Origin of the sequence: Pseudoduganella flava (genome assembly GCF_007830495.1) — a bacterium.
Classification (GTDB): domain Bacteria; phylum Pseudomonadota; class Gammaproteobacteria; order Burkholderiales; family Burkholderiaceae_D; genus Rugamonas; species Rugamonas flava.
This window is the reverse complement of sequence record NZ_VLKW01000005.1, coordinates 278,559-303,195: the sequence shown is the minus strand read 5'-3', so window position 1 is coordinate 303,195 and position 24,637 is coordinate 278,559. Positions and strand designations below refer to the sequence as shown.

Sequence of the window (24,637 nt, the reverse complement as noted above, 5' to 3'; positions counted from 1 at the left end):
TTCAGTCGACCGTTATGCCGCCTGCAGCGCGGCCTGTTCTGCGATGCGCCGGGCGCTGGCCGGATCGCTGTCGCGCAGTGCGTCGGCCACGTCCCGCAGCGACGTCGCGCAGGCGAAGATCAGCACGTCGCCGGGGCGGCACAGCGACAGCCCGTGGCGCAGGGCTTCGTGGCCGTCCAGCCGGCAGTGCACCGGTGCCTCGCCCTTGCCGGCGGCCAGCGCGCCTTCGTGCATCAGCCGCATGCACTCACCCACTTCGCGCCCGCGCTTGTTCGATTCGTAGATGACGATCTCGTCGAAGTTGCGCGCGCACGTTTCGCCGACGGTATGCATGTCCGTGTCGCGCCGGTCGCCCGGCGCCGTGATGACGGCCAACGTGCGGCCCCGCGTCAAGCCGCGCGCCATGCCGGCCAGCGCCGCGTAGGCGGCCGGGTTGTGGGCGTAGTCGACGACGACCGTCACGCCCTGCACGTCGAACACGTTGCTGCGCAGCGGATTGCTGCGGCCGTCGGACACGAACGTCGAGAGGCCGGCGGCGATTTGCTCCAGCGTGAAGCCGGTCGCGAGCAGTGCGGCCGCCGCGGCCAGGCCGTTGGCGATGTTGTAGCGGGCGTGGCCGCCCAGCGTGGCAGGCATGTCCTTTGCCTTGAGCAGCACCTGGTGGCGGCTGCCGTCCGCGATCACCAGTTCGCCGTCCTGCAGGTAGGCGGCGCGGCCGCCGTTGTGCAGGTGCTTCAGCAGCACTGGGTTGTCGGGGTCCAGCGAGAAGAACAGCACCTCGACGCGCTCGCGCAGCTTCTGCGCCATGCGCACGCAGTGGCGGTCCTCGGCATTCAGGACGACGCAGCGCGACGCGGCATTCGCGACGACGCCTTTCACGCGCGCCAGGTCCTCGACCGTGTCGACGCCTTCCAGGCCCAGGTGATCGGCCGACACGTTCAGCACGACGCCGACATCGCAGCGGTCGAACGCCAGGCCGCGCTTCAGGATCCCGCCGCGCGCCGTCTCCAGCACGGCGAAGTCCACCGCCGGGTCGGTCAGCACGGTGCGCGCCGACCAGTAGCCGCTGCAATCGCCGTGCGCGATCTGGCTGCCGTCGATATAGATGCCTTCCGTCGTCGTCGCGCCGGTGCGGTGGCCGGCCGCGCGGGCGCAGTGCGCCGTCATCAGCGTGGTCGTCGTCTTGCCGTTCGTGCCCGTGATCGCGATGACGGGGATGCGGCCGTTATCGATCCCGTACATCGCTTCGACGATCGCGTCGCCGGCATCGCGCGGCGTGCCGGCACTGGGGTACTGGTGCATGCGGATGCCCGGTGCCGCATTGACTTCGATGATCGCGCCATCCTGTTCCGCCAGCGGGCGGGCGATGTCGCGGCACACCAGGTCGATGCCGGCCACGTCCAGCCCGATCTTGCGGGCCGCGCGCACGCAGATGTCGCGCGTCTCGTCCGGCAGCAGGCTGGTGACGTCTTCGGCGGTCCCGCCGGTGGACAGGTTGGCATTGCCGCGCAGGAGCACCGGCACGCCGACGGGCGGCACGCTGTCCAGCGTATAGCCCTGCGTGGACAGGGCCCGCTGCGCATGCTCGTCCAGCGGAATCTGCGTCAGGATGTTCGTATGGCCCTTGCCCCGTGCCGGATTCGCGTTCTCGACGGCGACCAGCTCGCGCACGGTGCGGTGGCCATCGCCGACCACGGTGGGCGGCCGGCGCAGCGACGCGGCGGCCACGCGCTCGCCGGTGACCAGCACGCGGTAATCCTGGCCCTCGACATGGCGTTCGACGATCACGCTGCGCGAGAACGCGCGGGCGGCCGCGAACGCCGCGTCCACTTCCTCGGGCGTACGGCATTGCGTCGTCACGCCCTTGCCCTGGTTCGCGTCCAGCGGCTTGATCGTCACGGTACCGCGCAGCTTGCGGGCCGCGCGGCGCGCTTCCTCGGCCGTCGTCACGACGCTGCCGGCGGGGACGGGCACGGCCGCCTCCTTCAGCAGCGCCTTCGTCAGCTGCTTGTCGCTGGCGATCCGGCAGGCGATATTGCTGGCGTCGCCCGTCATCGTGGCCTGCAGCCGTTTCTGCTTGCTGCCCCAGCCCAGCTGGAACAGGTTGGCGTTCTCGGTGACGCGGAAATACGGGATGCGCCGGCGCCGCGCCGCCTGCAGCACGGCGGCCGTGCTGGTGCCCACCGCGTGCTGCTGGGCGGTGCGGCGCAGCGCGGCCAGCGGCTCTTCCAGCGCGAAGGACTCGCCGCGCGCCAGCGCGCCGACGATCGCCAACGCCAGGTCGAACGCATCGCGCGCCACCGCTTCTTCCTTGAAGGCGCAGACGACGCGGTACACGCCCGGCTGGCCGCGCACGCGGCGGGTGCGGCCGAAGCCGGCCGGCGTGCCGGCCAGGCATTGCAGCTCCAGCGTGACGTGTTCGATGATGTGGCCCATGTAGGTGCCGTCGCGCAGCCGCTCGGCGAACCCGCCGTAGTGGCCAGGCGAGCAGCGGTGCGCCATCAGGCTCGGCATCATTGCCAGCAGCGCCGCGGTGAAGCCGGGAATCGCGTTCGATGCCACTTCGTGCAGGTCCTCGAGGTCCAGCACCGTCAGCAGGCAAGGGCGCGCGGCGTACAGGTTGGGGCCACGCAGCACGCGCTGATCCAGGATGTTCATGACAGGGGATTCCTCTTGGTGACGTTGCGAACGAAGTCGGCCAGCGCGGCGGGCGTGTCGCGCGTCGCGTCCGGGGCCAGCTGGTGGGGGTGGTGGATCTCTTCGGCCAGCGCAAAGCTGCTGCCGGCCGGCAGCAGGTGCAGGCGCACGTCGATCAGCTGCGGCGTGCTGCCCGCCGGGATGTCGGCCACGTTCGAGATCATCGCGCGGCCGTCGACGACGGTGACGCTGCCGGCGCCAATAACCTCGATGCCGACACCGCGCTCGACGACCAGCGCAGTGTCCTCGTCGATGCCGATGCCGAGCAGGTAGGGGTTTTGCGCGACGATGGTCAGCAGCCGGGCCAGCCGGTGCCGCTCGCTGAAGTGCTGGTCGATGACGACGCGCTGCACGAAGCCCAGGCCGGCGCCCAGGCTGACGGAACCCTTTTCGGGCAGCAGGTCGGCCTTGCCGTCGGCCAGCATGTGGCCGCACATCGCGGAGGCGCCGGCGCTGGTGCCGCCGATGCAGGCGCCCGCTTCCTTCAGCGCGCCGTGCATCGCCTCGTCCAGCAACGTCCCGCCGATCATCGCCAGCAGGCGCTTCTGGTCGCCGCCCGTCATCCAGATGCCGTCGCAGGCGCGCACGCGGGCGGCCATCTCCGCATCGTTGGCGGCGGCGCGGTCCGGCAAGTCGACGCGAATGGTTTCCTTGACGCCCAGTTCGCGGAATACCTCGTCATAGCGGCGCCACATCTCGTCCGGCACCCGGCTTGCGGCCGTGATGACGGCGATCGTGGCAGCGGCGCCGCCGCACAGCTGTACGTAGCGCGACAGGATCTCCTTGCTGTTCTCGCGGTCTTCGTGGCCGCCGACGATGACGAGGTGGCCATGCTGACTGCGGTCGAACGCCGTCATGCGTCCCCCGCCGACACGACGGCACACGGCATTTCGCGGTTGCTGTGCATGCCCGTTTCAGTGCGGCTGACGGCGATGACGCCCACGTCGATCTCCCGCGGGAACAGGTCCACGCCGCGACGGATCGCTTCGTCGACTGGCATGCCGCCGGCGATCCAGCCGTACACGGTATAGGCCAGCAGGCGGCGCACGATGTGCTCGCCGATGCCGGTGACAGCCACGGCGCCATCCGGCCCCGCGTAGAAGCCGCTGCCGATGATCGGCGTGTCGCCGACGCGGCCCAGCAGCGACGGTGCGGAGCCGCCGGTGGAGCAGGCGACGGCAAACGTACCGTCCGCGGCTCTCGTCACGGCACCGACCGTGTCGCACGGGTTGAACACACGCGGCGTGTCGTAGTTCCAGTAGTCGGCAAACGCGCGGTTCGCCACGCCCGGCGTGGCCGGCTCGCGGCTGCCCAGCGTGGCCATCAGGCGCTCGTGCTTGGCACGCTGGCGCTCGCTGATCTGGTGGTGGATGGGGAAGCCGGCGGTACGGGCGAAACGCTCCGCCCCTTCACCGGCCAGCAGCCAATGCGGCGTGCGGGTGATCGCCTGCGCCACCAGTACGGGGTTCTTCACGCGCTGGATGCAGGCCACGGCGCCCAGCGCGCCTTGCGAATCCATCACGGCCGCATCCATTTCGATGGTGTGACCGTCGAGGCACAGCACGGCGCCGCTGCCGGCGTTGTAGCGGCCATCGTCTTCCAGTGCCACGCAGGCGGCCACCGCGCCTTCCAGCGCGCTGGCGCCGCCCGCCAGGCGGTCGCGACCCGTGCGGGCGGCGAAGCGGCAGCCGTCGTCCTGGTCGCGGCTGCCGCCCGCGCCGCCGTGCACGACGACGGTCGCTTGCAGTTGTTCGCTCATGGTTTCCTTGTCGATCAAGTTCAATGCAGGGGTTTCGCGGCCTTCAGCCAGACGGCCGCGATGCGGTCCGCCTCGGCATAGGCCGGTGTGTCCAGCTCCTCGCCGAACACGTCGGGGTCGAGTTCTTCGTAGTGCCATGCCATGCCCGCCTGGTCCAGCAGCGGGGCGATGCGGTGCAGGAACGGATCGTCGTTGCGCACCATCGCCACGCCCGTGTACAGCAGCAGGCTGCCGCCGGGCGCGAGCCGGCCCAGCGCCTGGCGCACGAGGGTCAGCGACAGGCCGATGCCCAGTTCGCCGCCGCCATGGCGGTAGGCGCGCTCGGACTTGTCGAGCAGGTAGGGCGGGTTCGACACGATCAGGTCGAATTCGCCGGGCGCACCGTGGAGCAGGTCGCTGCGCTGCACGGCCGTATTGGCCGTACCGGCCAGCGCCGCGTTCACGCGGCACAGGTGCATCGCCCGCTCGTTGATGTCGAGTGCCAGCACTTCGGCTTGCGGGAAGCGGCGCGCGACCGTCAGCGCGCCCGGGCCAGCGCCGGCGCCCACGTCCGCCGCGCGCAGCACCGGACGGCCGGCCGCGGCGATCGCCGCCAGTTCACCGCGCAGCGCACGGGCGAAGCGGTAGGTGTCCGGGCCGAAGAACACGGCATCCGCCTCGTTCGTCGGATAGGCGGAATGGAAGTACAGTTCGCCGTCCAGCGTGGCGGCGCGCAACGTCGAGCGCCAGCCGTCGCGATGGGGCTGGGCGATGCCGGCCCGGATCATCAGCGCCAGTAGCTCGGGCGACAGCGCGTCGGCCCGGAACGGCCGGCTCCAGCCGAAGATGTCGCACAGGTCGCGCGCCCACACGTGGTCGGTACGCGCCTTGACGCGGCTGTGCGTGGCCGGCGTCACCGTCGTGAACCGGTAGTTGGCGGCGCGCAGCGCGCGGCCCACCTCCAGCAGCACCGCCGCATCGGGCAGCGGCTGGGCATGCGCGCGTGCGGGTGCCGTCTCCGGGACGGCCCCGGCGGAAATGGAAGCGCCGCGGGCTGTGTCGGTCATCATGGTGAGCCTCGTCTCGTGGTTGTTATGGGGGCCGCGGCGGCGCGGCGGGATGCTGTCAGGCGGCTGCGCTTACTGGTACAGGCGGGCGAACACGCGGGTGGCCATCAGGCCGGCCGACGTGTGATGCTGGCTGGGTGCCATCAGGCCGGCCAGCAGCGCCATCGCCTCGTCCTTGCTGGCCGTGGCGGCCAGTTGTGCTTCCAGCAGGCGCAATTCGCAGCCGATGGTTTCCCATGCATGCTCGTCGGCCGGGAACACGTGGCGGATCACGCCGCGCGGGGCATGGCTGCGCTGGCCCGTGCCTTCCAGCGTGTCGATCGAGCGGCGCTGGGCGCGGTGGCTGATCGTGCGCGGCACCGCCGGCTCGGCGCCGTTGCGCGGCGTGGCGATCCAGTCGCCCAGGAGTTGCTGTTCGTAGGGGCTGAACACGCCGAACATCTCGGCGCGCTCGCCGTGGATCAGCTTCCAGAAGCGGCTGTTCTCGGCCGGCTCGCCGCGCCGGATCCAGCCCTGCTGCTCGAGTTTTTCGAGGAATTGGGGGATCTGCGCGGGTTCGGCCAGCCAGTCGTTGATGGTGCGGCCGGCCACGCGGCAGTAATCGGAATGCATATTGCGTCCGACCACGCTTTTCGCGGCCAGCATCGCCACCGTTTCCCGCTCCAGGTCGAACGACGCGATGGCTTCGACGGTGCCGAGACCCAGGTCGTTCAGCCGGAAGCCGGCCGCCACGCGGCGCATGAAGGCGGCGCTGTCGCCGACCCGCGGCAGCACGCGGCGCAGGGATTCCAGCGCCGTGTGGGCATGGCCCGTGTCGGCATTGTCGACGGTGACGTGGAGCGTGAAGTAATAGGGGTCGATGCCCAGTTCGTTCAGTTCGTATGACGTGATGAGCAGGTGCAGCGGCAGCTGCTCGTAACCCAGGTTGTAGCCGACCAGCTCGGGCAGGAAATCGTCGGCGCCATGGGCCAGCGCGAGCTGGATGGCACCTTGCACGAAGTGGCGCGCCGGCAGGTCCTGCCAGTTGCCGCAGCCATGCTGGTCCAGCAGCTTGCGGTAGATCGTCACGTGGTTCTTGTCCGGCACGCCGTTGCCCAGCTCTTCGAGGTAGATGCGGATCAGCGGCTGATAGTCCGGGTCGCTCCACCGTTCCAGCACGCCGTACAGCCAGGCGCCGTCGACCAGCTTGGTCGGCGCGACGGCCTTCAGGAAGTACAGCGCCTGGGCACGCGAGCGGAAATAGCGGCGCGGCGCACCGTTGCGGCGGGCCGCCAGGTATTCGCGGTATTCGGCGCCGACGGCGTCCGTATGCGTGGCGATCCACTCGGCGATGCCGTCCACGGTATCGGGCAGGTCACACGGCAGGTTGGCCGCCTCGTCCAGCCGGGCCACCAGGTATTCGGCGGCAAGGTTGGGGTCGGCCCCGTCGTACAGCGCGTGATACACGGCTTTCGCATCCGTGCTGTCGATGGTGGATTCGGGGCGTTGGGCGAGGGCGGTCGTTGGCATTCTTATCTCGTTCGGCTGAGTTGATTTTGACAACAGCATTGTCATCTGTATAACGAGTATGCGGTGCCGCTGCCAGGCTGAGTAGCGGCATGCATCCCGTGGCGGTGTAAGAGAGGGATTACAGGTGTCGGATTCTGACTGTCGTTGGGCGCGGATTTGCGTAATAAGGCGCTGTGCCCCGGTGACAGCGCCCTATATAATGGCCGCGGCCGACCTGGCCGCGCTTCGTGGACTGTGAACGACATGGCACATATACACCTGGCATGGGAACTGGGCGGTGGCCTCGGCCACGCGGGGCGGCTGAAGATGCTGGCGCGCGTACTGCTGGCGCGCGGCCATCGGGTCAGCCTGACGTTGCGCGACCTGGGCTTTACGCAGCGCGTGCTGGCCGACCTGCCGGTACCGCGCTTCCAGGCGCCCGTGTGGCTGCACCGCACAGAGGGGATGCCGCCGAACCAGGCCAGCCTCGCCGAAATCCTGATCGCCGCCGGTTACCTGGAAGTGCCCGGCCTGGCCGGCCTCGTGGAAGGCTGGCGCGGGCTGTTCGGTCAAGCCCGGCCCGACCTCGTCGTGGCCGATTATGCGCCGACCGCGCTACTGGCGGCGCGCAGCCTGGGCGTGCCGACGAGCTCCGTCGGCATCGGCTTCTGCAGCCCGCCGCCAGACCGGCCATTGCCGTGCCTGCGGGACTGGGAAGGCGTGGCGCCGCACCGTCTTGCCCGGGCCGAGGCCCATCTGCTGAACGTGGCCAATGCCGTGCTGGAAATGCACCGCGCCCCCGAATTGCCGAACGCCGCGCGCCTGCTGCTGGGCGATGCGCCGTTGCTGTGCACGTGGCCGGAGCTCGACCATTACGGCCGCGGCCCCGGCGACGGCGCCTGGCTCGGCCCGGTCTGCATGCCGCTGGGCGGTTCGGCGCCGGCCTGGCCGCCGGGCGACGGTCCTCGCGTGTTCGCCTACCTGAAGCACGACCACGGCAGCCATGCGGCGGTGCTGCAGGCGCTGGTGGACGAAGGCTGCCGCGTGCTGTGCTACCTGCCCGAAGTGGCGGCCGGACGGCCCGCGCCCGTACTGTCGTCGCACATCGTGTATTCGGCGCACCCGGTGGCGCCGGAAGTGGCGCTGCATGGCGCCGCGCTGTGCGTGTGCCATGCCGGCGAGGCGACGCTGGTGCAGTCGCTGCTGGCCGGCGTGCCCGTGCTGATGCTGCCGATGCAGCTGGAGCAGTTCCTGCTCGCGCGGCGCGTCGACAGCTGGGGCGGCGGCATCAACGGCGCCCGGGTGAAGGCGGGTGGCGACTGGCGCGCGCTGGTCCGGGCATTGCTCGACGACGGCAAGTTCCGCGCCGCGGCCGCCGCGTTCGCCCACCGGCGCGGCGCGCGCAGCGTGCTGGAACGCACCGAGGGCGTCGTCGACGCGTTCGAGCGGCAACTGAGCGGAGCCTGACTTCCCGCCTTACTTTGGCCTCGGGCGCCGCAGCCGTGCATCCGGCTTCGACAGCCGCCCGGCGCGCAGCTCGCGCACGGCTTCGGCCACGGCGCGCGCCGCGTTGCGCACTTCTTCCTGCAGCGCCGCATCCTTGTCCAGCGCCGCATGGCTCTCGGCATACGATTCGTAATAGCCGATGTAGCGCTCGACGACGGCCTGTTGTCCGGCAGCGATGAGGCCCATCCAGTCGAGCCAGTCGGCCAGGTTGCGGCGCTGGCTTTCCGTGCCGGCCACGTCGCCGTGCACGAACACGCCGTAGGCGCGGCCGGCCAGGTGCTGCGGGTAATCCCAGCCTTGCAATTCCAGCGCCTTGGCTTCCTCAGGCTCCTTGCCGTGCGTGCTGGAGGGATCGGGGTTGCCGCCGTCCGCGCACACGAGGCGGTCGATCATCAGCTTCAGCGGCGACGGCGACTGGTACCAGTACGTCGGCGCGACGATCAGCACGCCGTGCGCCAGCACCCAGCGCTCGTAGATTTCGTTCATCCAGTCGTTCACCTGGTTCAGGCTGTGGTTCGGGTAGCAGCTGCACGGCCAGTGGCACAGCGGCATCGCCGTCGATACGCACCCCTTGCACGGGTGGATGTGATGATCGTAGGTGGAGGTCAGCAGCGACAGGTCGAGCACATCGGCCTCGATGCCCTCGGTTTGCAGCGCGGTGCGCGCCAATTCGACCATCCGGAACGTCTTCGACATCTCGCCGGGGCAGGTGCCGTCGTTGCGTGCGGCGCCCACGACCAGCAGCACGCGCGATGGCGTGGCCGGGTCCTTCTGGCGCCGCTCCGCTTCCAGCAGCCGGTCGCGCGCGGCCTTCCACCCGACCGCCAGGTCGTAGTCCGGATCCGCGAAACCCGGCCCCGCCTTGACGGTGATCGGCGCCTTGCGGCTGTCGCAGTAATTGCGCCACGCGACGTCTTCGAGCTGGGCGATCTGTTCGCGCAGCGGGTCGAAGCGGGGATCGTAAAACGATGCCGTGAACTTGCGGTGGAATGCATCCCGATCGAGCTTGCCGGGCGCCTGGCCCTTCCTTACGTCTTGCGTCATGTTCGCCTCCGTGGTGCCAGTGTGGCGCGGAGCGTGCAAGGCGTCTGTACGGCACCGTACCGTCCAGGACGGCGCTGGGCGAGCCCACCGCACAGCCGGCTGCCGATCAACTTTGTGATTGTTAGTTGCTTTCCGCCGGCGTAGATGGTTCCAGCAGGCAAGAAGAACCAGTGACAGGGCCGTCCGACGCGGCTGCGCGCAGGGCCCGGCCGGGCTTGCCTGACATTTCACGGACATTTCTTTGTGGAATTTCGTATAGGCAAGAGAAAACGGCCGTGCGCTGGGGAAAAGGTTCATTGCAGGGGTTAGTTCATCGATGTACACTCGGCATTACCATTGCCAGCACAAGCTCATACGTGTACTCACCAACACAAATCGATCCTGTCGTCAGCTTCTACAACACGCAAGGCGAAGCTGTCCGCGCCACGATCGTCAACCTGCAGCGCCGCTCGCTGGTGATGGAAGTGTATAACCCGTGGTCGATTGTCCAGGTCAGCGAAGTGCTTTCCGAGCTGACGGTGCGGATGGGCGCCCGCAATGCGTACGTCGGCAAGGCCGTCGTCATCAGCATGGTCAACACGGGGCTGACGGCGATCGTGTCGGTCAGCTTGACGGACGAGTGGCGCGAGCTCACCGAAGTGGCGCTGGCGCCCGGCGTCATCGGCCGCAAGGCGCAGGCGTTCGTGGACGGCTGGAGCGAGCGTTTTCGCATCCGCCGCGATTACCAGATCGTCATCAACGAGACGCGCGCCTTCCTGGCCGACGCGTCGCGCTGGCTCGAACAGGTGGACCTGGCGGACGGCCAGCCGGGCAATCGTTTGCCCACCGAGTATTTCCATGAGCTGGCGCTGCCGCTGATGAGCAAGATGAAGACCTGCTTCGACGAGCTCAATCACCAGGCCTCGCTGGTCGACGACGAGCTGGCGCCGGCGCACCGCGCGTTCGCGCAGGCCGCGCTGCACCCACTGATCCTGCGCGCGCCGTTCGTGTTCCGCACCTATACGAAGCCGCTGGGTTACGCGGGCGACTACCAGATGGTGAACCAGATCCTGGGCGATCCCCGCGAAGGGCCGAGCACCTACTTCCAGGTCGTCAACACGGCTTTCCTGCAGACGGCGGTGGCGACGGCGCACCGGCACCGCATCGACATCCTCGTGCGATACCTGACCGGGCTGGCGCAGCAGGCCCGCGCCGCCGGCCGGGCGTTCCGCGTACTGAACGTGGGCTGCGGCCCGGCCGCCGAGATCGCCCGCTTCCTGGAGACGTTCGACGAGCCCGAACTGCTGTCGTTCCAGCTGGTCGACTTTTCCGCCGAAACCCTCGATTGGACGCGCGCGCGGCTCGATGCCGTGCAGCGTGCCACCGGCAAGCGCACCCGCATTGACTTCGTGCAGGACTCCGTGCACCAGCTCCTGAAGCGCCGCGACACGGAAGGCGCCGGCCAGGGCGAGTTCGACGCGGTGTATTGCGCCGGCCTGTTCGACTACCTGTCGGACAAGGTGTGCGCGCGGCTGAACGGCTACTTCGCATCGCGCACGCGGCCGGGCGGGCGGCTGCTCGTCACGAATGTGCATAGCGCGAACCCGGAGCGCTTCAGCATGGAGCACGTGCTGGAGTGGTACCTGATCTATCGCGACGAGGCGAAGATGCAGGCGATCCTGCCCGCCGGGCGCGGCGAGACGCACGTGTACACCGATCCCACCGGTGTCAACGTGTTCGCCGAAACCACGGTTGCGCGCTGATGGGGGCCGCTGCCACGACGGTGCGCGGCAGCTACGCCAGGGAGCTGTCCGGATTCCACCTGCTGCAGAGCCGCGCGTGCGCCGTCACGGTCATCGTGCTGGTACTGCTCGGCGTGGTGCTCGACTATGCCGTGTACCCGGACCAGATGCTGCGCTTCGCGCTGGCGCGCGTCGTTACCGGGCTGGGCGTGCTGGCCGGCCTGGGGTTGTTGTACCTGCCGTTCGGCCGGCGCCACGTGCACGCGGTGACGTTCGTCTGGCTCACGTTCCCGCAGCTGATGATCGCCTGGATGATCCACGTGACGCAGGGCGAGGCATCGCTGTTCTACGCCGGGATCATCCTGACGATCTTCGCGGTCGGCACGCTGTTCCCGGTGGGGTATATGTACACGCTGGCGTTCGGCATGCTGACCTTGCTGCTGTACTGGCTGGCGTGCGTGACGCGGGAGAGCGGCGTGCGCGATCACGGCCAGTTCCTGTTCCACTCGACGATCATCCTGTTCGCCGTGGCCGGCAGCACCGTCTATACCTATTACAATGAAAGGGGGCGGCGCCAGCTGTTCGAGCTGAAGGACGAACTGGCCCGCAAGAACGAGGAGCTGGAAAGCACCAACCGCAACCTCGCCGACATCAAGGGCCAGATGCTGCAGCAGGAGAAGATGGCGGCGCTGGGCACGTTATCGGCCGGCCTGCTGCACGAGGTGAACAACCCCGTCAACTTCTGCATGATGGCGATCGACGTGGCGATGGAGGAGCCGGCAGCGCAGGCCAGCGCCACGCTGCGCGAGTGCCTGGCCGATGCGAAGCAGGGGATGCAACGGGTGCAGTACATCGTCTCGGACCTGAAGACGTTCGCCTACCGCAACGAGGAAACGCAGGACGCGGCATTCCTGTTCGAGCGTGCGCTCGATGCGGCAGTGCGCCTTGTCGGCCACGAGACCAAGGGCATCGCGATCGGCCGCGACATCGATGGCGACATGCTGGTGCGGGGCGACGAGGCGGCCATCATCGGCGTGCTGATCAACCTGCTCAGCAATGCCGCGCTGGCGCTGCGCAAGGAGCCGAACGGGGCGCCGCGAATCGTCGTCGGCGCGCGGCCGGATGGTGCGCGGGTGCGCGTATGGGTGGTCGACAACGGCCCCGGCATCCCGCCCGAGCACCTGTCGCGCGTGTTCGAGCCGTTCTTCACGACCCGCGAAGTCGGGCAGGGGCTCGGCCTGGGGCTGGCGATCTGCTACAGCGTGGTGCAGCGCCACGGCGGCCTGCTGTCTGCCGAGAGCGTGCCGGGACAATGGACGAAGTTTACTTTCGACCTGCCGCGGGCAGGCGGGGAGCGTTGATGGAAGCGACGACGGTGCTGTACGTGGACGACGAGGACCTGGCGCGCAAGTACTTCGGCCGCGCGTTCGGCAGCGATTACCGCGTGCTGACGGCACCGGGTGTCGATGCCGCGCTGGCGCTCCTGGCCGAGCACTCCGTCGACGTGCTGGTCACCGACTGGCGCATGCCGGGGCGCGCCGGCGGCGAACTGCTGCGCGAGGTGGAGCGCCGCCGGCCCGGCCTCGTGCGCATCCTCGTCACCGCGTACGCGAACAAGGACGTGCTGCTGGAAACGGTGAACGGCGGCGACGTGTTCCGCGTGCTGGAAAAGCCCGTGCCGCAGGACACGCTGCGCGAAGTGCTGCGGCTGGCCTGCGCCGAGGCGGCACGGCGGGCGCGCGAGCGCGCGGTGCGCGAACAGGGCATGCTGGCGGTCGAGGAAACGGTGGCGTTCCTGGCCCACGAGCTGGGCACGCCGCTCGCGTCGATCGCCGATTTCGCGCAGACGATCGCGCGGCGCGTGGCCGAGCGCGACGACGAAGGCTCGCCGGCGCTGCTGCGTGCCCGCATCGGCAACGCCGTCGCCCACATGAACGATAATGCGCGCTACTGCCAGTCCGTGCTGGACGCGTTCGTCGACACGATCAAGCGCGCGGCGCTGGCGCCGGCCGCGCGGGTAGCGGCCGACAGCGCGCAGCGGATGGTGGCGGCGCTGCTGGCCGCGTATGCGATGGCGCCTGAACAGCGCGACGCGATCGTGGTCGACGTGCGGCACGACTTCCCGATCGCGGCGGCGCCGAACTGCGTGGCGCTGGTGCTGTCCGCGCTGGTCGGCAATGCGCTGCGCGCGCTGGACGGCCATCCGGCGCCGCGCCTGACGGTCACGGTGGGTGTGGACGAGCGGCCGGTGCTCGCCGTGTCCGACAACGGCCCCGGCATCCCTTCCGCGATCCTGCATCGCCTGCTGCTCGACCCCGTATCGATGCACGGTGGCGCGGGGCACGGCTGGAGCCTGATTTTCTGCAACCGGGTGATGCAGTCGTTCGGCGGCGCGCTGCGCGTGCAGTCGAAAGAGGGGCGGGGGACGACCGTCACGATGAATTTTCCAGAAACACAAAAGGAACAAGCATGATCGATGCTGCCAAACCATTGCCAGCCATCCTGTACGTCGACGACGAGCCGACGGCACTGAAGTATTTTCAACGCGCGCTGGGCGCGCAGGCCAATGTGCTGACCGCCGAATCCGTCGAGGAAGGCAAGCGCATGCTGGACCAGCATGCCGACACGATCGCCGTCCTGGTGTCGGACCAGCGCATGCCCGGCGCGTACGGCAACGAACTGCTGTTCTACGCGTGGGACCGCTATCCGCACATCGTGCGCATCCTGACCACCGCGTTCTCGGAAATCGCCCATACGGTGGAGGCGGTGAACCAGGGCCAGATCCACCGCTACATCCAGAAGCCGTGGGACATCTCGGCGCTGCGGATGGAGATGAAGCAGGCCGTCGAGCTGGCGCGGCTGCGCCGCGAGCACGCCCAGCTGCTGCGCGAAAAGCTGCTGATCCGCCAGAAGCAGGCGGTGGCGAACCGGATCGGCACGCTGTATGCGCTGTGTGCCGGCGTGGCGGGGGAGGCCGGCGCGCAGGGTGCCGCCGTGCCGATCGAAGCGTACCTGGCCGCCGCGCTGTGCGCTGGCCTGACGCCGCCCGAGCCGGACTGGCTGATGATGGATTACTCGGACCTGATCAGCTCCGAGGCGTTCCGCAGCGCCGCGTTCGCGGCTGCCGTCCGCACGCAGCTCGATGGCTTGCTGGCGCGCGGCGGCGGCGCGGCGGACGTGTTCGACCGCCTCGCGGAGGTGTTCGCCGACGGCTTCGACCGCGCGGCCGACGGCGGCACGATCGTCCACACGTCGCGGCTGACGGAATTCCTGGAAACCCCGACAGCCAGCACCGTCTCGCAGCAGCATGCGTTCTGGCTGGCGGCGCTGTTGTGGCTCGGCACGCACGGCCAGACGCTGCAGATGGCCGGCGGGCCGGATGGCGTGCATGTGAAGCTGGTGGGGGCCGACGCCGCACCGACGCCGGCCCAGCTGGCAGGGTGGATCGAGCAGTTTTGACGGGGCACCTGCTGTGCGACGCAGCGCTGCGCGCTTCGCTACCATGACATCCGTATAACGGAATCGAGGAGGATGTCATGCCACGAGGTGCCAGCCCGAAACGGGAACGCGAATACGAGAAACTCGAACAGCGCTTCGAGAAGGAAGGCCGCTACAAGGGCCGCGAAGAGGAAGTGGCCGCGCGCATCGTCAACAAGCAGCGCCGCGACTACGGCGAGACGAAGACGGCCAAGGCCAAGGACCGCGCGGGCGCATCGCCGGACCGCGGCGTACCGATCGCCAACTACGAGCACCTGACGGTGCCTCAGGTGCGCAGCGCTCTAGCCGAACTGACGGCCGCGCAGCGCCGCAAGGTGCGCACCTATGAAGTCAAGCACAAGAACCGCAAGGGGGTACTGGAGGCGCTGGACCGGCTGCACTGAGCGTCGGCGGCAGGCTTGGCCGTCAGCCTTGCGGTCAGGCCTGCGCCGCCTGCCACAGGCCCAGTGCGGCGGTGGCCAGCAGCAGCACCCCCAGCGCGCGTGCCGTCCAGGCGGCCGCGCCGCCGCTGCGCCCGAACCAGGTGGATGCCCGCGCGGCCGCCAGCGCCAGTGCGCCGTACACGGCAAGCTGGGTCAGCGCCGTGATCGCGCCCAGCACGCCGGACTGCATCCACACGGGGCCGTGTTCCGCATGGAGGAATTGCGGGAACACGGCCAGCATGAATACATAGGCCTTCGGATTCATCAGGTTCGTCAGCATCGCGCGCCGGAACGCGGCGGCAGGTAGCAGGTCCGCGCCACGCGTGCCGGCCAGCGCGAAGCCATCCGCGCCGCGCAGCAGCGCCCAGCCGATCCATCCCATGTACGCCGCGCCGCCCAGCAGCAGCGCCGGATACAGCGCCGGCCACACGCGCAGCAGCGCGGCCACGCCCAATGCCGCCATCAGCACGTGGCACGCGCCGCCAGCGACGATGCCCGCCACCGCGGCGAGTCCGGCACGCCGGCCGCCGATCAGCGCGCTGCCCAGCACGAACGCCATGTCCAACCCCGGCAGCGCGACGATGCCAAGCACGACGGCGAAATACAGCCACAGGTTGATCGAGTAGGACATGTGCCGCTCCATGAGTGGAAAGCGCACAGGCTAAGGTTCATTCAGGTCGGAATCCGCCCTGATTCGATGCTATGCTCAACCCATGTACCATCCCACCACCCGCGTGCTCGCCGTGCTCGAGCTGCTGCAGACCCACGGCCGGCTGAGCGGCACCGAGCTGGCGAGCCGGCTGGGCGTCGACGGCCGCACGCTGCGCCGCTACATCGTCATGCTGGAAGAGCTGGGCATTCCCGTGACGGCGGAGCGGGGCCGTTATGGCGGCTATGCGCTGATGCCCGGTTTTAAGCTGCCGCCGATGATGTTCACGGACGACGAGGCGCTCGCGCTGGCCGTCGGCCTGCTGGCCGCGCGCAGCCTGGGCCTGGCGGACAGCACGCCGGCCGTCGCCAGCGCGCAGGCCAAGCTGGAGCGCATCATGCCGGACGGCTTGCGGCGGCGGGTCGGCGCCGTCGATGCGTCCGTGCGGCTCGATCTCGCGCGCGGGACCGCTCCCGGCAGCAACGACGCGCTGGCGGCGCTGTCCGCCGCGGCCCAGGCTCGCCAGCGCGTCCGGCTGACGTACCGCGCCCCGGCGGGCGACGTCACCGAGCGCGAGTTCGACCCGTATGGCCTGGCGTATTACCTGGGCTTCTGGTACGTGGCCGGCATGTGCCACCTGCGCGCGGATTTGCGCACGCTCCGGCTCGACCGGGTGGTGCAGGTGCGCCCGCTCGTGCGCGCGTTCGTCCGCCCGGAAGGCTTCGACCCGCTGGCGCACGTGCGCAGTGCCGTCGCGACGGTGCCGCGGGCCTTTTCCGCCACCGTGCTGTTGAAGACTGACGTGAGCAGTGCGCGCGCCAGCCTGCCCGGCTACATGGGCGTGCTGGAGCAGGCGGAGGACGGCGTTCTGCTGCGGTCGGAGGCGGATGAACTGCCTTGGCTGGCCCGGCAACTGGCGGCGCTGCCGTTCCCGTTCGAGGTCGTGCACCCGCCGGCGCTGTGCGCAGCGGTGCGCGAACATGCGGTGCGCCTGTTGCAAACCGCAAGCGTCGGCTAGAATGCGCATCGAATGTCTTTACACGTCCTGCCGATGCCCGTTCACCTGATCCGCGCCGCCGCGCTGGCGGCCTGCCTGTTCGCCACCCACGCCTTTGCCTCGCCATCCTGCCCGCAGCACTATGTGCAGGGCCAGGCGCCGCACATCCTCAACGACAAGATGGCCCGTGCCACGCACGAGCTGTGCTACGACGTGTTCGGTGTGATGCACTCGGGCGTCACGCGCACGCCGCTGTGGTCGGCCGAGCACCTGACGGCGCGCGGTGTCGCCGCGGCCGAGGACATGTCGCGTGAGAACGCCTTCCACGCGGAGACGCGGCTGCCGGCCGGGCAGCGCGCCGAGCTGGCCGACTACGCGCGCAGCGGCTTCGATCGGGGCCACATGGCGCCGTCCGGCGACATGCCGGATCGCGGCAGCCAGTACCAGAGCTTCACCCTGGCGAACATGGTGCCGCAGGATGCGGACAACAACCGCCACGTGTGGGCCGGCATCGAGCAATCCGTGCGCAAGATGGTCAAGAAGGAGGGCGACCTGTACGTGATCACGGGCCCCGCGTTCCTCGGCGGCGAGCTGCGCAAGGTGGGCAATGTGCTGGTGCCGAGCCACCTGTACAAGGCCGTGTACAGCCCGCGCCAGCGCGCCGGCGGTGCGTGGTTCGTGGCCAACGAGGCCGATGCCCGGCCGAAGACGATGACGATCGCCGAACTGGAACGCACGATCGGCATCAATCTGATACCGTCGCTGTCGGCACGGCAGAAAGAAGTGATGCTGAAGCTGCCGAAGACGAACACCAAGCGTTCACGCGGAAAGGATAAGTACCAATGACCAGGAAATTCGTCCCCTATGCGAACGAGGCCGACGTGCTGACGATCGGCGGCCTGACGATCGAGAACCGGCTGGACCGGATCACGATCGACGGCGACATCGACCTGACGATGGACAAGGCGGGCCTGACGCACGCCCGCGAGCTGTACCAGCTGCTGGGCGCCGCCGTCGCCCGGCTGGAGGCGCAGCAGGACTTGCCGGCGACGTTGCCGGCCCCGCAGGTCAAGAAGGTCGGCAACCCGTTCGGTTGATCAGCGCATCCGCGTGACGGCCGCCTCGCGCAGCGGCCGCCAGCCGAGGCACGCCTCGATCAGCCGCCGGTAGCGCGTATCCACGTGCGGCGGCGTGCGGCGGATGTAATGCTCCGCGGCCTGGCGCGTCTCGCCTTCCAGCCCGGCCAGGAAGGCCAGCACTTCCGCGCCGCTGGGCACCCGCCCATCCACGCCGTCGAACTTCGGCGGCAGCGCCGTCCATACCGCCGCATCGATGCTGCGCGCGCGCAGCCATGCGGCGACGGTGGCCTGCTCGCCGCTCGCGAGCTCCGAGGGAATGCTGCCCACCCACTCGGGCCGGCCCGGCGTGATCTTTTCCCGTTGCCGCAGCATCGCCCGCGCCGTGTCGAGATCGCCGGTGTCGAGGTAGGCCCAGTACGTCGGCACCGGGGCCGCGCCGGGGCACAGCGCGAGGGCCAGCTCGGCGCTGTCGTCGCTGTCGCGCACGAACTCGAGGGGGAGCAGGGGGCCGCCCGGGTGCCAGCCCGAGGCGAGTTTCAAAGGGCCCGGCTGCCACAGCAGCGAACCCCAGGCGATGCAGACGATGTTCATGGCGCCGTGGTGTCGTGGACAAAGCGCCATTGTAGGCGGCCCTGCGGGGACGCAGAGCACGCCACACCTGGCACCGCCTGACCCCTTAGCGGTGGATCACCACCAGCAGCGCCTTCCCCTCCGTCTTGCCGGGATTGCGGATCGCGTGCTGCTGGTCCGCGGGATAGCGCGCCGTACCGCCCAGCTTTACTTTCTTCTTCTGCGTTCCCACTTCCAGTTCCATCGACCCGTGCAGCACGGTCAGGTGTTCCGTCGTGCCCGGATCGTGGGCCTGCGACGCCAGTTCGCCGCCGGGCGCCAGCGTCAGTTCGTACCACTCGTATTTCCCGGCCAGTTCCATCGGCCCCAGGATGCGCAGCACGTAGCCGGCGTGGTTGCCGGGCAAGGTGGGGGTTTCGTGCGCGTCGAGCACGCGGATCGTCTCGACGGGGCGCTGGTCGTCGTCGAGCAGCTCGCCGATGGCGACGCCCAGCGCATTGGCCAGGCGCCACGTGATCGCAATCGTCGGGTTGGCTTTCTCCCGTTCGATCTGCGACAGCATCGATTTCGACACGCCGGCGATGCGCGACAGGTCTTCCAGGGTCAGCCCGCGCGCCAGGCGCAGGCGCTGCAAGGCGGCGCCCACTTCGGGCGGCGCATTGGCGATGGATGGTTTCATGTTCACAAGATGGGTTGCAAAGTTCAATATGCTTATGTACTATCCAGTATATTGAACTCGCGTTCAAGATATTGAATACCGGAGAAAATATCGGAATCGGCCGAAAGTTCGATACCCTGTTCTCCGCGAAGCACGGTACAACACAGGTGTCGCAGCGGTCAAGCGACGTCGATTCCACCCCCCGAGGAGAACCATGAGCGAACAAGCGAAGCTGCCAGCCACCGCATCCTTCTACAGCGGCCTGCGCACCAACCTGGACACGCTGCGCGAGCAGGGCCTGTACAAGCCCGAGCGCGTGCTGGCATCGCGCCAGGGCGCGGAAGTCACCAGCGCGGACGGCCGCACGCTGATCAATATGTGCGCCAACAACTACCTCGGGCTGTCGGGCGAGGAATGGGTGGCGCAGGCGTCGATCGACGCGACCGAACAGTACGGCTACGGCCTGTCGTCGGTGCGCTTCATCTGCGGCACGCAGACGGTGCACAAGGAGCTGGAGCGGGCGATTTCCGAATTCCTCGGCACCGAGGACACGATCCTGTACGCCGCCGCGTTCGACGCGAACGGCGGCGTGTTCGAGCCGCTGTTCGACGAGAACGACGCGATCATCTCCGATGCGCTGAACCACGCGTCGATCATCGACGGCATCCGCCTGTGCAAGGCCGCGCGCTTCCGCTACGCGCACAACGACATGGCCGACCTGGAAAACCAGCTGAAGGCGGCCGCCGGCAAGCGCCACAAGATCATCGTCACGGACGGCGTGTTCTCGATGGACGGCACGATCGCCCAGCTGGACCGCATCGTCGCGCTGGCCGAACAATACGGCGCGCTGGTGATGATCGACGAATGCCACGCGTCCGGCTTCATGGGCAAGACGGGCCGCGGCACGCACGAGCACCACAATGTGATGGGCAAAATAGACATCATCACGGGCACGCTGGGCAAGGCGCTGGGCGGAGCGATGGGCGGCTTCACGTCGGGCCGGAAGGAAGTGATCGACACGCTGCGCCAGAAGTCGCGCCCGTACCTGTTCTCGAACACGCTGGCGCCATCGATCGCCGGCGCGTCGCTGGCCGTGTTGAAGCGCCTGTCCGCGTCGACCGAGCTGCGCGACCGCCTGCACGAGAACACCGCGCACTTCCGCCGCGAGATCGAGCGCATCGGCTTCACGATCAAGCCGGGCACGCACCCGGTGGTGCCGGTGATGCTGTTCGATGCGCCCGTGGCGCAGCAATTCGCGGCGCGGATGTACGAGCTTGGCGTGCTGCTGTCCGGCTTCTTCTACCCGGTGGTGCCGATGGGGCAGGCGCGCGTGCGCGTGCAGCTGTCCGCCGCCCACACCCGCGAACAATTGGACAAGGTGCTGGCCGCCTTCGAACAGGCCGGCAAGGAACTCGGCATCCTCAAGAACTGATAGTGAAAGCATAAGCATGGAACGTGTACTCGTCATTGGCGCCAACGGCCAGATCGGCAGCGAACTGGTGGAAGCCCTGGCCGCCAAATACGGCCCCCACAATGTGTTCGCGACGGACATCTCGCCGAACAATCTGTATAACGCGCCGCAGTACCAGGTGCTCAACGTGCTGGACGAGGAAGCGCTGGCGCAGCTGATTTCGTCGCAGGACATCACCCAGGTCTACCAGCTGGCCGCGATGCTGTCCGCCACCGGCGAACAGGCGCCGCTGAAGGCCTGGAAGCTGAACATGGACGGCTTGCTCAACGTGCTGGAGATCGCCCGCGAACGGGGCGAGGCCGGCAAGCCGCTGAAGGTGTTCTGGCCGTCGTCGATCGCCGCATTCGGCCCGAACACGCCGTTCGATCACACGCCGCAGCTGACGGTGATGGACCCGACGACGATCTACGGCATCAGCAAGCTGGCCGGCGAACGGCTGTGCGAGTACTACCACCTGAAGTACGGCGTGGACGTGCGCAGCATCCGCTATCCCGGCATCATCAGCTACAAGTCGCCGCCGGGTGGCGGCACCACGGACTACGCGATCGCGATCTTCCACGCGGCGCTGGCCGGCGAGCGCTACGAGTGCTTCCTTGGCCCGCAGACGACGCTGCCGATGATCTACATGCCCGATGCGATCCGCGCGACGATCGAACTGATGGAAGCGCCGGCATCGCAGGTGAAGGTACGTTCGTCGTACAACGTGGCCGGCCTGTCGTTCAACCCGGCCGAACTGGCCGCCGCGATCAAGGCGCGCCTGCCGCACTTCACGATCGCCTACAAGCCGGACAGCCGCCAAGAGATCGCCGACACATGGCCGCACAGCCTGGACGACGCGCCCGCGCGGGCCGACTGGGGCTGGCGCCACCGCATCGGCCTGGATGACATGGTGAAGGACATGCTGGCCAATGTCGACGTCAAGGTCAGCCGCGCCGCCTGAGCGCAGCGACCGATTACACCTATAAAGAAAGAGACGAGGAGACGTCAACGATGGACATGAGCGTGTTCGACCTGTTCAAGATCGGCATCGGCCCTTCCAGTTCCCACACGGTGGGCCCGATGGTCGCGGCACGCCGCTTCCTGCTCGACAATGGCCCGCTGGACGACGTGGTCGGCGTGACGGCCGAGCTGTATGGCTCGCTGGCGCTGACGGGCGTCGGCCACGGCACCGACAAGGCGGTGATCCTGGGCCTGATGGGCGAGACGCCGCAGGACGTCGATCCGGACCGGGTCGACCAGATGCTGGCCGCCGCCGGGGAGCGCGGCGAACTCGCGCTGCTGGGCACGAAAACCGTGCCGTTCGTGCGCGCGCAGCACCTGCTGTTCCACAAGACGGAGAACCTGCCGGAGCACCCGAACGGCATGCGCTTCATCCTGCGCCGCAGCGACGGTTCGGAGGTGCGCAAGGTGTATTACTCGGTCGGCGGCGGTTTCATCCGGGCCGAAGGCGAGGGTGCTTCCGGCGATGTCGCCGGCAATGCAGCGCCGGCGACCCCGGTGCCATACCCATTCGACACGATGGCCGACCTGCTGGCGCACGGTGAACGCAGCGGCCTGTCGATCCCCGCGATGCTGCGGGCGAACGAGCTGGCGCGCATGCCGGAGGAGCATCTGGACGCGGGCCTGGACCGCATCTGGCGCGTGATGAAAAGCTGCATCGCCCACGGCCTCGAGACGGCGGGCCAGCTGCCGGGCGGCTTGAACGTGAAGCGCCGCGCGGCGACGTTGTGGCGCCAGGCGCAGGGCGCCGACCGCGCCAACGACCTGCCGCACGATGCGCTGAATGGCGTGTCGCTGTACGCGATGGCCGTCAACGAGGAAAACGCCGCGGGCGGGCGGGTCGTCACGGCGCCGACGAACGGCGCGGCCGGCATCATCCCCGCCGTGCTGAAATACTATGCGGAAGACTGCAAGCCGCTGGACCCGACCGCCGGCGTGCGCGACTTCCTGCTGACGGCCGCCGCGATCGGCATGCTGTGCAAGCGCAATGCGTCGATCTCGGGCGCCGAGATCGGCTGCCAGGGCGAAGTGGGCGTGGCCTGTGCGATGGCCGCGGCCGGCCTTGTCGCGGCGCTGGGCGGCAGCAACCCGCAGATCGAGAACGCGGCCGAAATCGGCATCGAGCACCACCTGGGCATGACGTGCGACCCGATCGGCGGCCTCGTGCAGATCCCGTGCATCGAACGCAACGGCATGGGCGCCGTCAAGGCCATCACGGCCGCGTCGCTGTCGCTGAAGGGCGACGGCACCCACTTCGTCAGCCTGGACGAGGTCATCGAAACGATGCGCCAGACGGGCGCCGATATGCAGGCGAAATACAAGGAAACGTCGCTGGGCGGGCTGGCGATTCATGTGGTGACGGTCAACCACGCGGCCTGCTGACGGATGAGTCTGTGTCCGCCGGACCATGGTCCGGCTGCCAGGCACCAGTGACACGAGTTCAACAGCATAAAATTCAGAAAGCTGGCAAATTTCGCAAAGAAACTGCGGCCGCACTATAATTAGGTTCCTTTTTGCAGCGCACAACTCTGAATCCCGATATGCAATACGTGTCCACCCGCGCCGACGCGTCGGCCGCAGCATCTTCTTCCGCGCAGTTTTCCGCTCAGTTTTCCAACATTCTCCTGGGCGGCCTGGCCCCCGATGGCGGCCTGTACCTGCCGGCCGAGTACCCGCAAGTGACCGGGGCCGAGCTCGACGCCTGGCGCAAGCTGTCGTATGCCGATCTCGCCGTCGAGATCCTGAAGAAGTTCGCCACCGATATTCCGGCCGCGGACCTGCAGGCCCTGGCGCGTCGCACGTACACGCCCGAGGTGTACCGGAATGCCCGGAAGGACGAGAACGCGGCCGACATCACGCCGCTGCGCGTGCTGGCCGACCAGGGCGGCAAGAAGCTGATCCTGCAGGCGCTGTCGAACGGCCCGACCTTGGCGTTCAAGGACATGGCGATGCAATTGCTCGGCAACCTGTTCGAGTACGCATTGGCGAAGCAGGATGCGCAGCTGAACATCTTCGGCGCCACGTCCGGCGACACGGGCAGCGCCGCCGAATACGCGATGCGTGGCAAGCGCGGCATCCGCGTGTTCATGCTGTCGCCGCACAAGAAGATGAGCGCGTTCCAGACGGCCCAGATGTTCAGCCTGCAGGATCCGAACATCTTCAACATCGCCGTCGAAGGCGTGTTCGACGATTGCCAGGACATGGTCAAGGCCGTCTCGAACGACCTCGAATACAAGGCGCGCCACAAGATCGGCACCGTCAATTCGATCAACTGGGCCCGCGTCGTCGCGCAGGTCGTCTACTACTTCCGCGGCTACCTGGCGGCTACCACGTCGAACGACCAGAAGGTGTCGTTCACCGTCCCGTCGGGGAACTTCGGCAATATCTGCGCCGGCCACATCGCCCGCATGATGGGCCTGCCGATCGACAAGCTGGTGGTGGCCACCAACGAGAACGACGTGCTGGACGAATTCTTCCGCACCGGGATCTACCGCGTGCGCAAGTCGGCCGAGACATACCACACCAGCAGCCCGTCGATGGACATCTCGAAGGCATCGAACTTCGAGCGCTTCGTGTACGACCTGGTGGGCCGCGACCCGGCGCGCGTGAAAGCGCTGTTCACGAAAGTGGAGACGGATGGCGGCTTCGACCTGTCCGGCGCACCGGGCAGCGACGGCGACGAATTCGCCAAGGTCGCCCAATACGGCTTCCAGTCCGGTAAATCGACGCACGCCGACCGCCTGGCGACGATCCGCGCCGTGGAGCGCGATTTCGGCATCGTCGTCGACACGCACACGGCCGACGGCATCAAGGTCGCCCAGGAGCGCATCGAGGAAGGCGTGCCGATGATCGTGCTGGAGACGGCACTGCCGGCCAAGTTCAACGAAACGATCCGCGAAGCGCTGGGCCGCGATGCGGAACGCCCGGCCGGCTTCGAGGATATCGAGGCGCTGCCGCAGAAATACACGGTGATGCCGCCGGACGTCGACAAGATGAAGGCCTATATTGCAGCCAACACGGGGCTGTGACATG

The 24,637-nt window shown here is 68.3% G+C and carries 22 protein-coding genes; 13 read left to right on the top strand and 9 right to left on the bottom strand.

The window, feature by feature from the left end; all coding sequences use genetic code 11:
- Positions 1–12: 12 nt before the first annotated feature.
- The 5 genes from cphA to IP92_RS15315 all read right to left on the bottom strand — a co-directional run bounded on the left by cphA (position 13) and on the right by IP92_RS15315 (position 7,011).
- Positions 13–2,658 (bottom strand): cyanophycin synthetase, encoded by a 2,646-nt coding sequence (gene cphA, locus IP92_RS15335; protein WP_145876370.1) that lies wholly within the window; start codon positions 2,656–2,658, stop codon positions 13–15.
- Complete coding sequence (locus IP92_RS15330) at positions 2,655–3,554, bottom strand: cyanophycinase (RefSeq protein ID WP_145876368.1); 900 nt, start codon at positions 3,552–3,554, stop codon at positions 2,655–2,657. Before IP92_RS15330 ends, cphA begins: the two co-directional genes overlap by 4 nt.
- Complete coding sequence (locus tag IP92_RS15325; RefSeq protein WP_145876366.1) at positions 3,551–4,456, bottom strand: isoaspartyl peptidase/L-asparaginase; 906 nt, start codon at positions 4,454–4,456, stop codon at positions 3,551–3,553. The genes IP92_RS15330 and IP92_RS15325 overlap by 4 nt, the downstream gene beginning before the upstream one ends.
- Before the next feature lie 20 nt (positions 4,457–4,476).
- On the bottom strand, positions 4,477–5,505 hold the full coding sequence (locus tag IP92_RS15320; protein ID WP_229418803.1) for a methyltransferase: 1,029 nt from the start codon (positions 5,503–5,505) through the stop codon (positions 4,477–4,479).
- Between the two features lie 69 nt (positions 5,506–5,574).
- Positions 5,575–7,011, bottom strand: coding sequence for an iron-containing redox enzyme family protein (locus IP92_RS15315; RefSeq protein WP_199271875.1), 1,437 nt, complete (start codon positions 7,009–7,011; stop codon positions 5,575–5,577).
- A gap of 243 nt (positions 7,012–7,254) precedes the next feature.
- Here IP92_RS15315 and IP92_RS15310 point away from each other — a divergent pair, with 243 nt between their 5' ends.
- Positions 7,255–8,457, top strand: a complete 1,203-nt coding sequence (locus IP92_RS15310; protein WP_145876364.1) for a glycosyltransferase — start codon at positions 7,255–7,257, stop codon at positions 8,455–8,457.
- 9 nt (positions 8,458–8,466) lie between these two features.
- Here the strand turns inward: IP92_RS15310 and IP92_RS15305 are convergent, their stop codons facing one another.
- A complete protein-coding gene (locus tag IP92_RS15305) occupies positions 8,467–9,540 on the bottom strand; it encodes a flavodoxin family protein (RefSeq protein WP_145876362.1) in 1,074 nt (357 codons plus the stop codon).
- Positions 9,541–9,896: 356 nt separating this feature from the next.
- Between IP92_RS15305 and IP92_RS15300 the strand changes: the two genes are divergently transcribed.
- The 5 genes from IP92_RS15300 (at position 9,897) to IP92_RS15280 (ending at position 15,142) form a co-directional block, all read left to right on the top strand.
- Positions 9,897–11,282, top strand: coding sequence for a class I SAM-dependent methyltransferase (locus IP92_RS15300; RefSeq protein ID WP_145876359.1), 1,386 nt, complete (start codon positions 9,897–9,899; stop codon positions 11,280–11,282).
- A complete protein-coding gene (locus IP92_RS15295) occupies positions 11,282–12,622 on the top strand; it encodes a sensor histidine kinase (RefSeq protein WP_145876357.1) in 1,341 nt (446 codons plus the stop codon). The genes IP92_RS15300 and IP92_RS15295 overlap by 1 nt, the downstream gene beginning before the upstream one ends.
- Positions 12,622–13,734: a hybrid sensor histidine kinase/response regulator gene (locus IP92_RS15290; RefSeq protein WP_145876355.1), complete on the top strand. Its 1,113-nt coding sequence runs from the start codon at positions 12,622–12,624 to the stop codon at positions 13,732–13,734. The genes IP92_RS15295 and IP92_RS15290 overlap by 1 nt, the downstream gene beginning before the upstream one ends.
- Positions 13,731–14,720 (top strand): response regulator, encoded by a 990-nt coding sequence (locus IP92_RS15285; protein ID WP_145876353.1) that lies wholly within the window; start codon positions 13,731–13,733, stop codon positions 14,718–14,720. Before IP92_RS15290 ends, IP92_RS15285 begins: the two co-directional genes overlap by 4 nt.
- 77 nt (positions 14,721–14,797) lie before the next feature.
- Entirely contained in the window at positions 14,798–15,142 is a 345-nt protein-coding gene (locus IP92_RS15280; protein ID WP_145876351.1) for a hypothetical protein, read from the top strand.
- Positions 15,143–15,176: 34 nt separating this feature from the next.
- On the opposite strand, the gene IP92_RS15275 is transcribed toward IP92_RS15280, so the two are convergent.
- On the bottom strand, positions 15,177–15,812 hold the full coding sequence (locus IP92_RS15275; RefSeq protein WP_145876349.1) for a LysE family translocator: 636 nt from the start codon (positions 15,810–15,812) through the stop codon (positions 15,177–15,179).
- 82 nt (positions 15,813–15,894) lie between these two features.
- Between IP92_RS15275 and IP92_RS15270 the strand changes: the two genes are divergently transcribed.
- The 3 genes from IP92_RS15270 to IP92_RS15260 are packed head-to-tail and all read left to right on the top strand — an operon-like array spanning position 15,895 to position 17,924.
- The gene (locus IP92_RS15270; RefSeq protein ID WP_145876347.1) at positions 15,895–16,848 is read left to right on the top strand and encodes a helix-turn-helix transcriptional regulator; all 954 of its coding nucleotides are present in this window, start codon (positions 15,895–15,897) and stop codon (positions 16,846–16,848) included.
- A 12-nt stretch (positions 16,849–16,860) separates the two neighbouring features.
- On the top strand, positions 16,861–17,673 hold the full coding sequence (locus IP92_RS15265; RefSeq protein ID WP_229418802.1) for a DNA/RNA non-specific endonuclease: 813 nt from the start codon (positions 16,861–16,863) through the stop codon (positions 17,671–17,673).
- Positions 17,670–17,924 carry a hypothetical protein gene (locus tag IP92_RS15260; RefSeq protein ID WP_145876345.1) on the top strand — a complete coding sequence of 85 codons (255 nt, stop codon included), beginning with the start codon at positions 17,670–17,672 and terminating at the stop codon, positions 17,922–17,924. Before IP92_RS15265 ends, IP92_RS15260 begins: the two co-directional genes overlap by 4 nt.
- Here IP92_RS15260 and IP92_RS15255 read toward each other — a convergent pair whose 3' ends face one another.
- Complete coding sequence (locus IP92_RS15255) at positions 17,925–18,497, bottom strand: hypothetical protein (protein ID WP_145876343.1); 573 nt, start codon at positions 18,495–18,497, stop codon at positions 17,925–17,927.
- 85 nt (positions 18,498–18,582) lie between these two features.
- Entirely contained in the window at positions 18,583–19,155 is a 573-nt protein-coding gene (locus IP92_RS15250; protein ID WP_145876341.1) for a helix-turn-helix domain-containing protein, read from the bottom strand.
- Positions 19,156–19,348: 193 nt separating this feature from the next.
- Between IP92_RS15250 and kbl the strand changes: the two genes are divergently transcribed.
- The 4 genes from kbl (at position 19,349) to thrC (ending at position 24,633) form a co-directional block, all read left to right on the top strand.
- Positions 19,349–20,566, top strand: coding sequence for a glycine C-acetyltransferase (gene kbl, locus IP92_RS15245; protein ID WP_145876339.1), 1,218 nt, complete (start codon positions 19,349–19,351; stop codon positions 20,564–20,566).
- 16 nt (positions 20,567–20,582) lie between these two features.
- Entirely contained in the window at positions 20,583–21,545 is a 963-nt protein-coding gene (locus tag IP92_RS15240) for an NAD-dependent epimerase/dehydratase family protein (protein WP_145876337.1), read from the top strand.
- Positions 21,546–21,595: 50 nt separating this feature from the next.
- Complete coding sequence (locus IP92_RS15235; protein WP_145876335.1) at positions 21,596–22,987, top strand: L-serine ammonia-lyase; 1,392 nt, start codon at positions 21,596–21,598, stop codon at positions 22,985–22,987.
- Positions 22,988–23,145: 158 nt separating this feature from the next.
- Complete coding sequence (thrC, locus tag IP92_RS15230) at positions 23,146–24,633, top strand: threonine synthase (protein ID WP_145876333.1); 1,488 nt, start codon at positions 23,146–23,148, stop codon at positions 24,631–24,633.
- The last annotated feature ends 4 nt before the right edge of the window (positions 24,634–24,637 follow it).

Excerpts from the sequence above, each read along its gene's own strand:
- IP92_RS15330 (WP_145876368.1), bottom strand. The coding sequence starts at position 3,554 with ATGACGGCGTTCGACCGCAGTCAGCATGGCCACCTCGTCATCGTCGGC.
- IP92_RS15250 (WP_145876341.1), bottom strand. The coding sequence starts at position 19,155 with ATGAAACCATCCATCGCCAATGCGCCGCCCGAAGTGGGCGCCGCCTTG.
- IP92_RS15290 (WP_145876355.1), top strand. The coding sequence starts at position 12,622 with ATGGAAGCGACGACGGTGCTGTACGTGGACGACGAGGACCTGGCGCGC.
- kbl (WP_145876339.1), top strand. The coding sequence starts at position 19,349 with ATGAGCGAACAAGCGAAGCTGCCAGCCACCGCATCCTTCTACAGCGGC.
- IP92_RS15325 (WP_145876366.1), bottom strand. The coding sequence starts at position 4,456 with ATGAGCGAACAACTGCAAGCGACCGTCGTCGTGCACGGCGGCGCGGGC.
- IP92_RS15275 (WP_145876349.1), bottom strand. The coding sequence starts at position 15,812 with ATGTCCTACTCGATCAACCTGTGGCTGTATTTCGCCGTCGTGCTTGGC.
- IP92_RS15235 (WP_145876335.1), top strand. The coding sequence starts at position 21,596 with ATGGACATGAGCGTGTTCGACCTGTTCAAGATCGGCATCGGCCCTTCC.
- IP92_RS15305 (WP_145876362.1), bottom strand. The coding sequence starts at position 9,540 with ATGACGCAAGACGTAAGGAAGGGCCAGGCGCCCGGCAAGCTCGATCGG.
- IP92_RS15320 (WP_229418803.1), bottom strand. The coding sequence starts at position 5,505 with ATGATGACCGACACAGCCCGCGGCGCTTCCATTTCCGCCGGGGCCGTC.
- IP92_RS15265 (WP_229418802.1), top strand. The coding sequence starts at position 16,861 with ATGTCTTTACACGTCCTGCCGATGCCCGTTCACCTGATCCGCGCCGCC.
- IP92_RS15260 (WP_145876345.1), top strand. The coding sequence starts at position 17,670 with ATGACCAGGAAATTCGTCCCCTATGCGAACGAGGCCGACGTGCTGACG.
- IP92_RS15280 (WP_145876351.1), top strand. The coding sequence starts at position 14,798 with ATGCCACGAGGTGCCAGCCCGAAACGGGAACGCGAATACGAGAAACTC.
- IP92_RS15240 (WP_145876337.1), top strand. The coding sequence starts at position 20,583 with ATGGAACGTGTACTCGTCATTGGCGCCAACGGCCAGATCGGCAGCGAA.
- IP92_RS15295 (WP_145876357.1), top strand. The coding sequence starts at position 11,282 with ATGGGGGCCGCTGCCACGACGGTGCGCGGCAGCTACGCCAGGGAGCTG.
- IP92_RS15270 (WP_145876347.1), top strand. The coding sequence starts at position 15,895 with ATGTACCATCCCACCACCCGCGTGCTCGCCGTGCTCGAGCTGCTGCAG.
- IP92_RS15310 (WP_145876364.1), top strand. The coding sequence starts at position 7,255 with ATGGCACATATACACCTGGCATGGGAACTGGGCGGTGGCCTCGGCCAC.
- IP92_RS15255 (WP_145876343.1), bottom strand. The coding sequence starts at position 18,497 with ATGAACATCGTCTGCATCGCCTGGGGTTCGCTGCTGTGGCAGCCGGGC.
- IP92_RS15315 (WP_199271875.1), bottom strand. The coding sequence starts at position 7,011 with ATGCCAACGACCGCCCTCGCCCAACGCCCCGAATCCACCATCGACAGC.
- cphA (WP_145876370.1), bottom strand. The coding sequence starts at position 2,658 with ATGAACATCCTGGATCAGCGCGTGCTGCGTGGCCCCAACCTGTACGCC.
- thrC (WP_145876333.1), top strand. The coding sequence starts at position 23,146 with ATGCAATACGTGTCCACCCGCGCCGACGCGTCGGCCGCAGCATCTTCT.
- IP92_RS15285 (WP_145876353.1), top strand. The coding sequence starts at position 13,731 with ATGATCGATGCTGCCAAACCATTGCCAGCCATCCTGTACGTCGACGAC.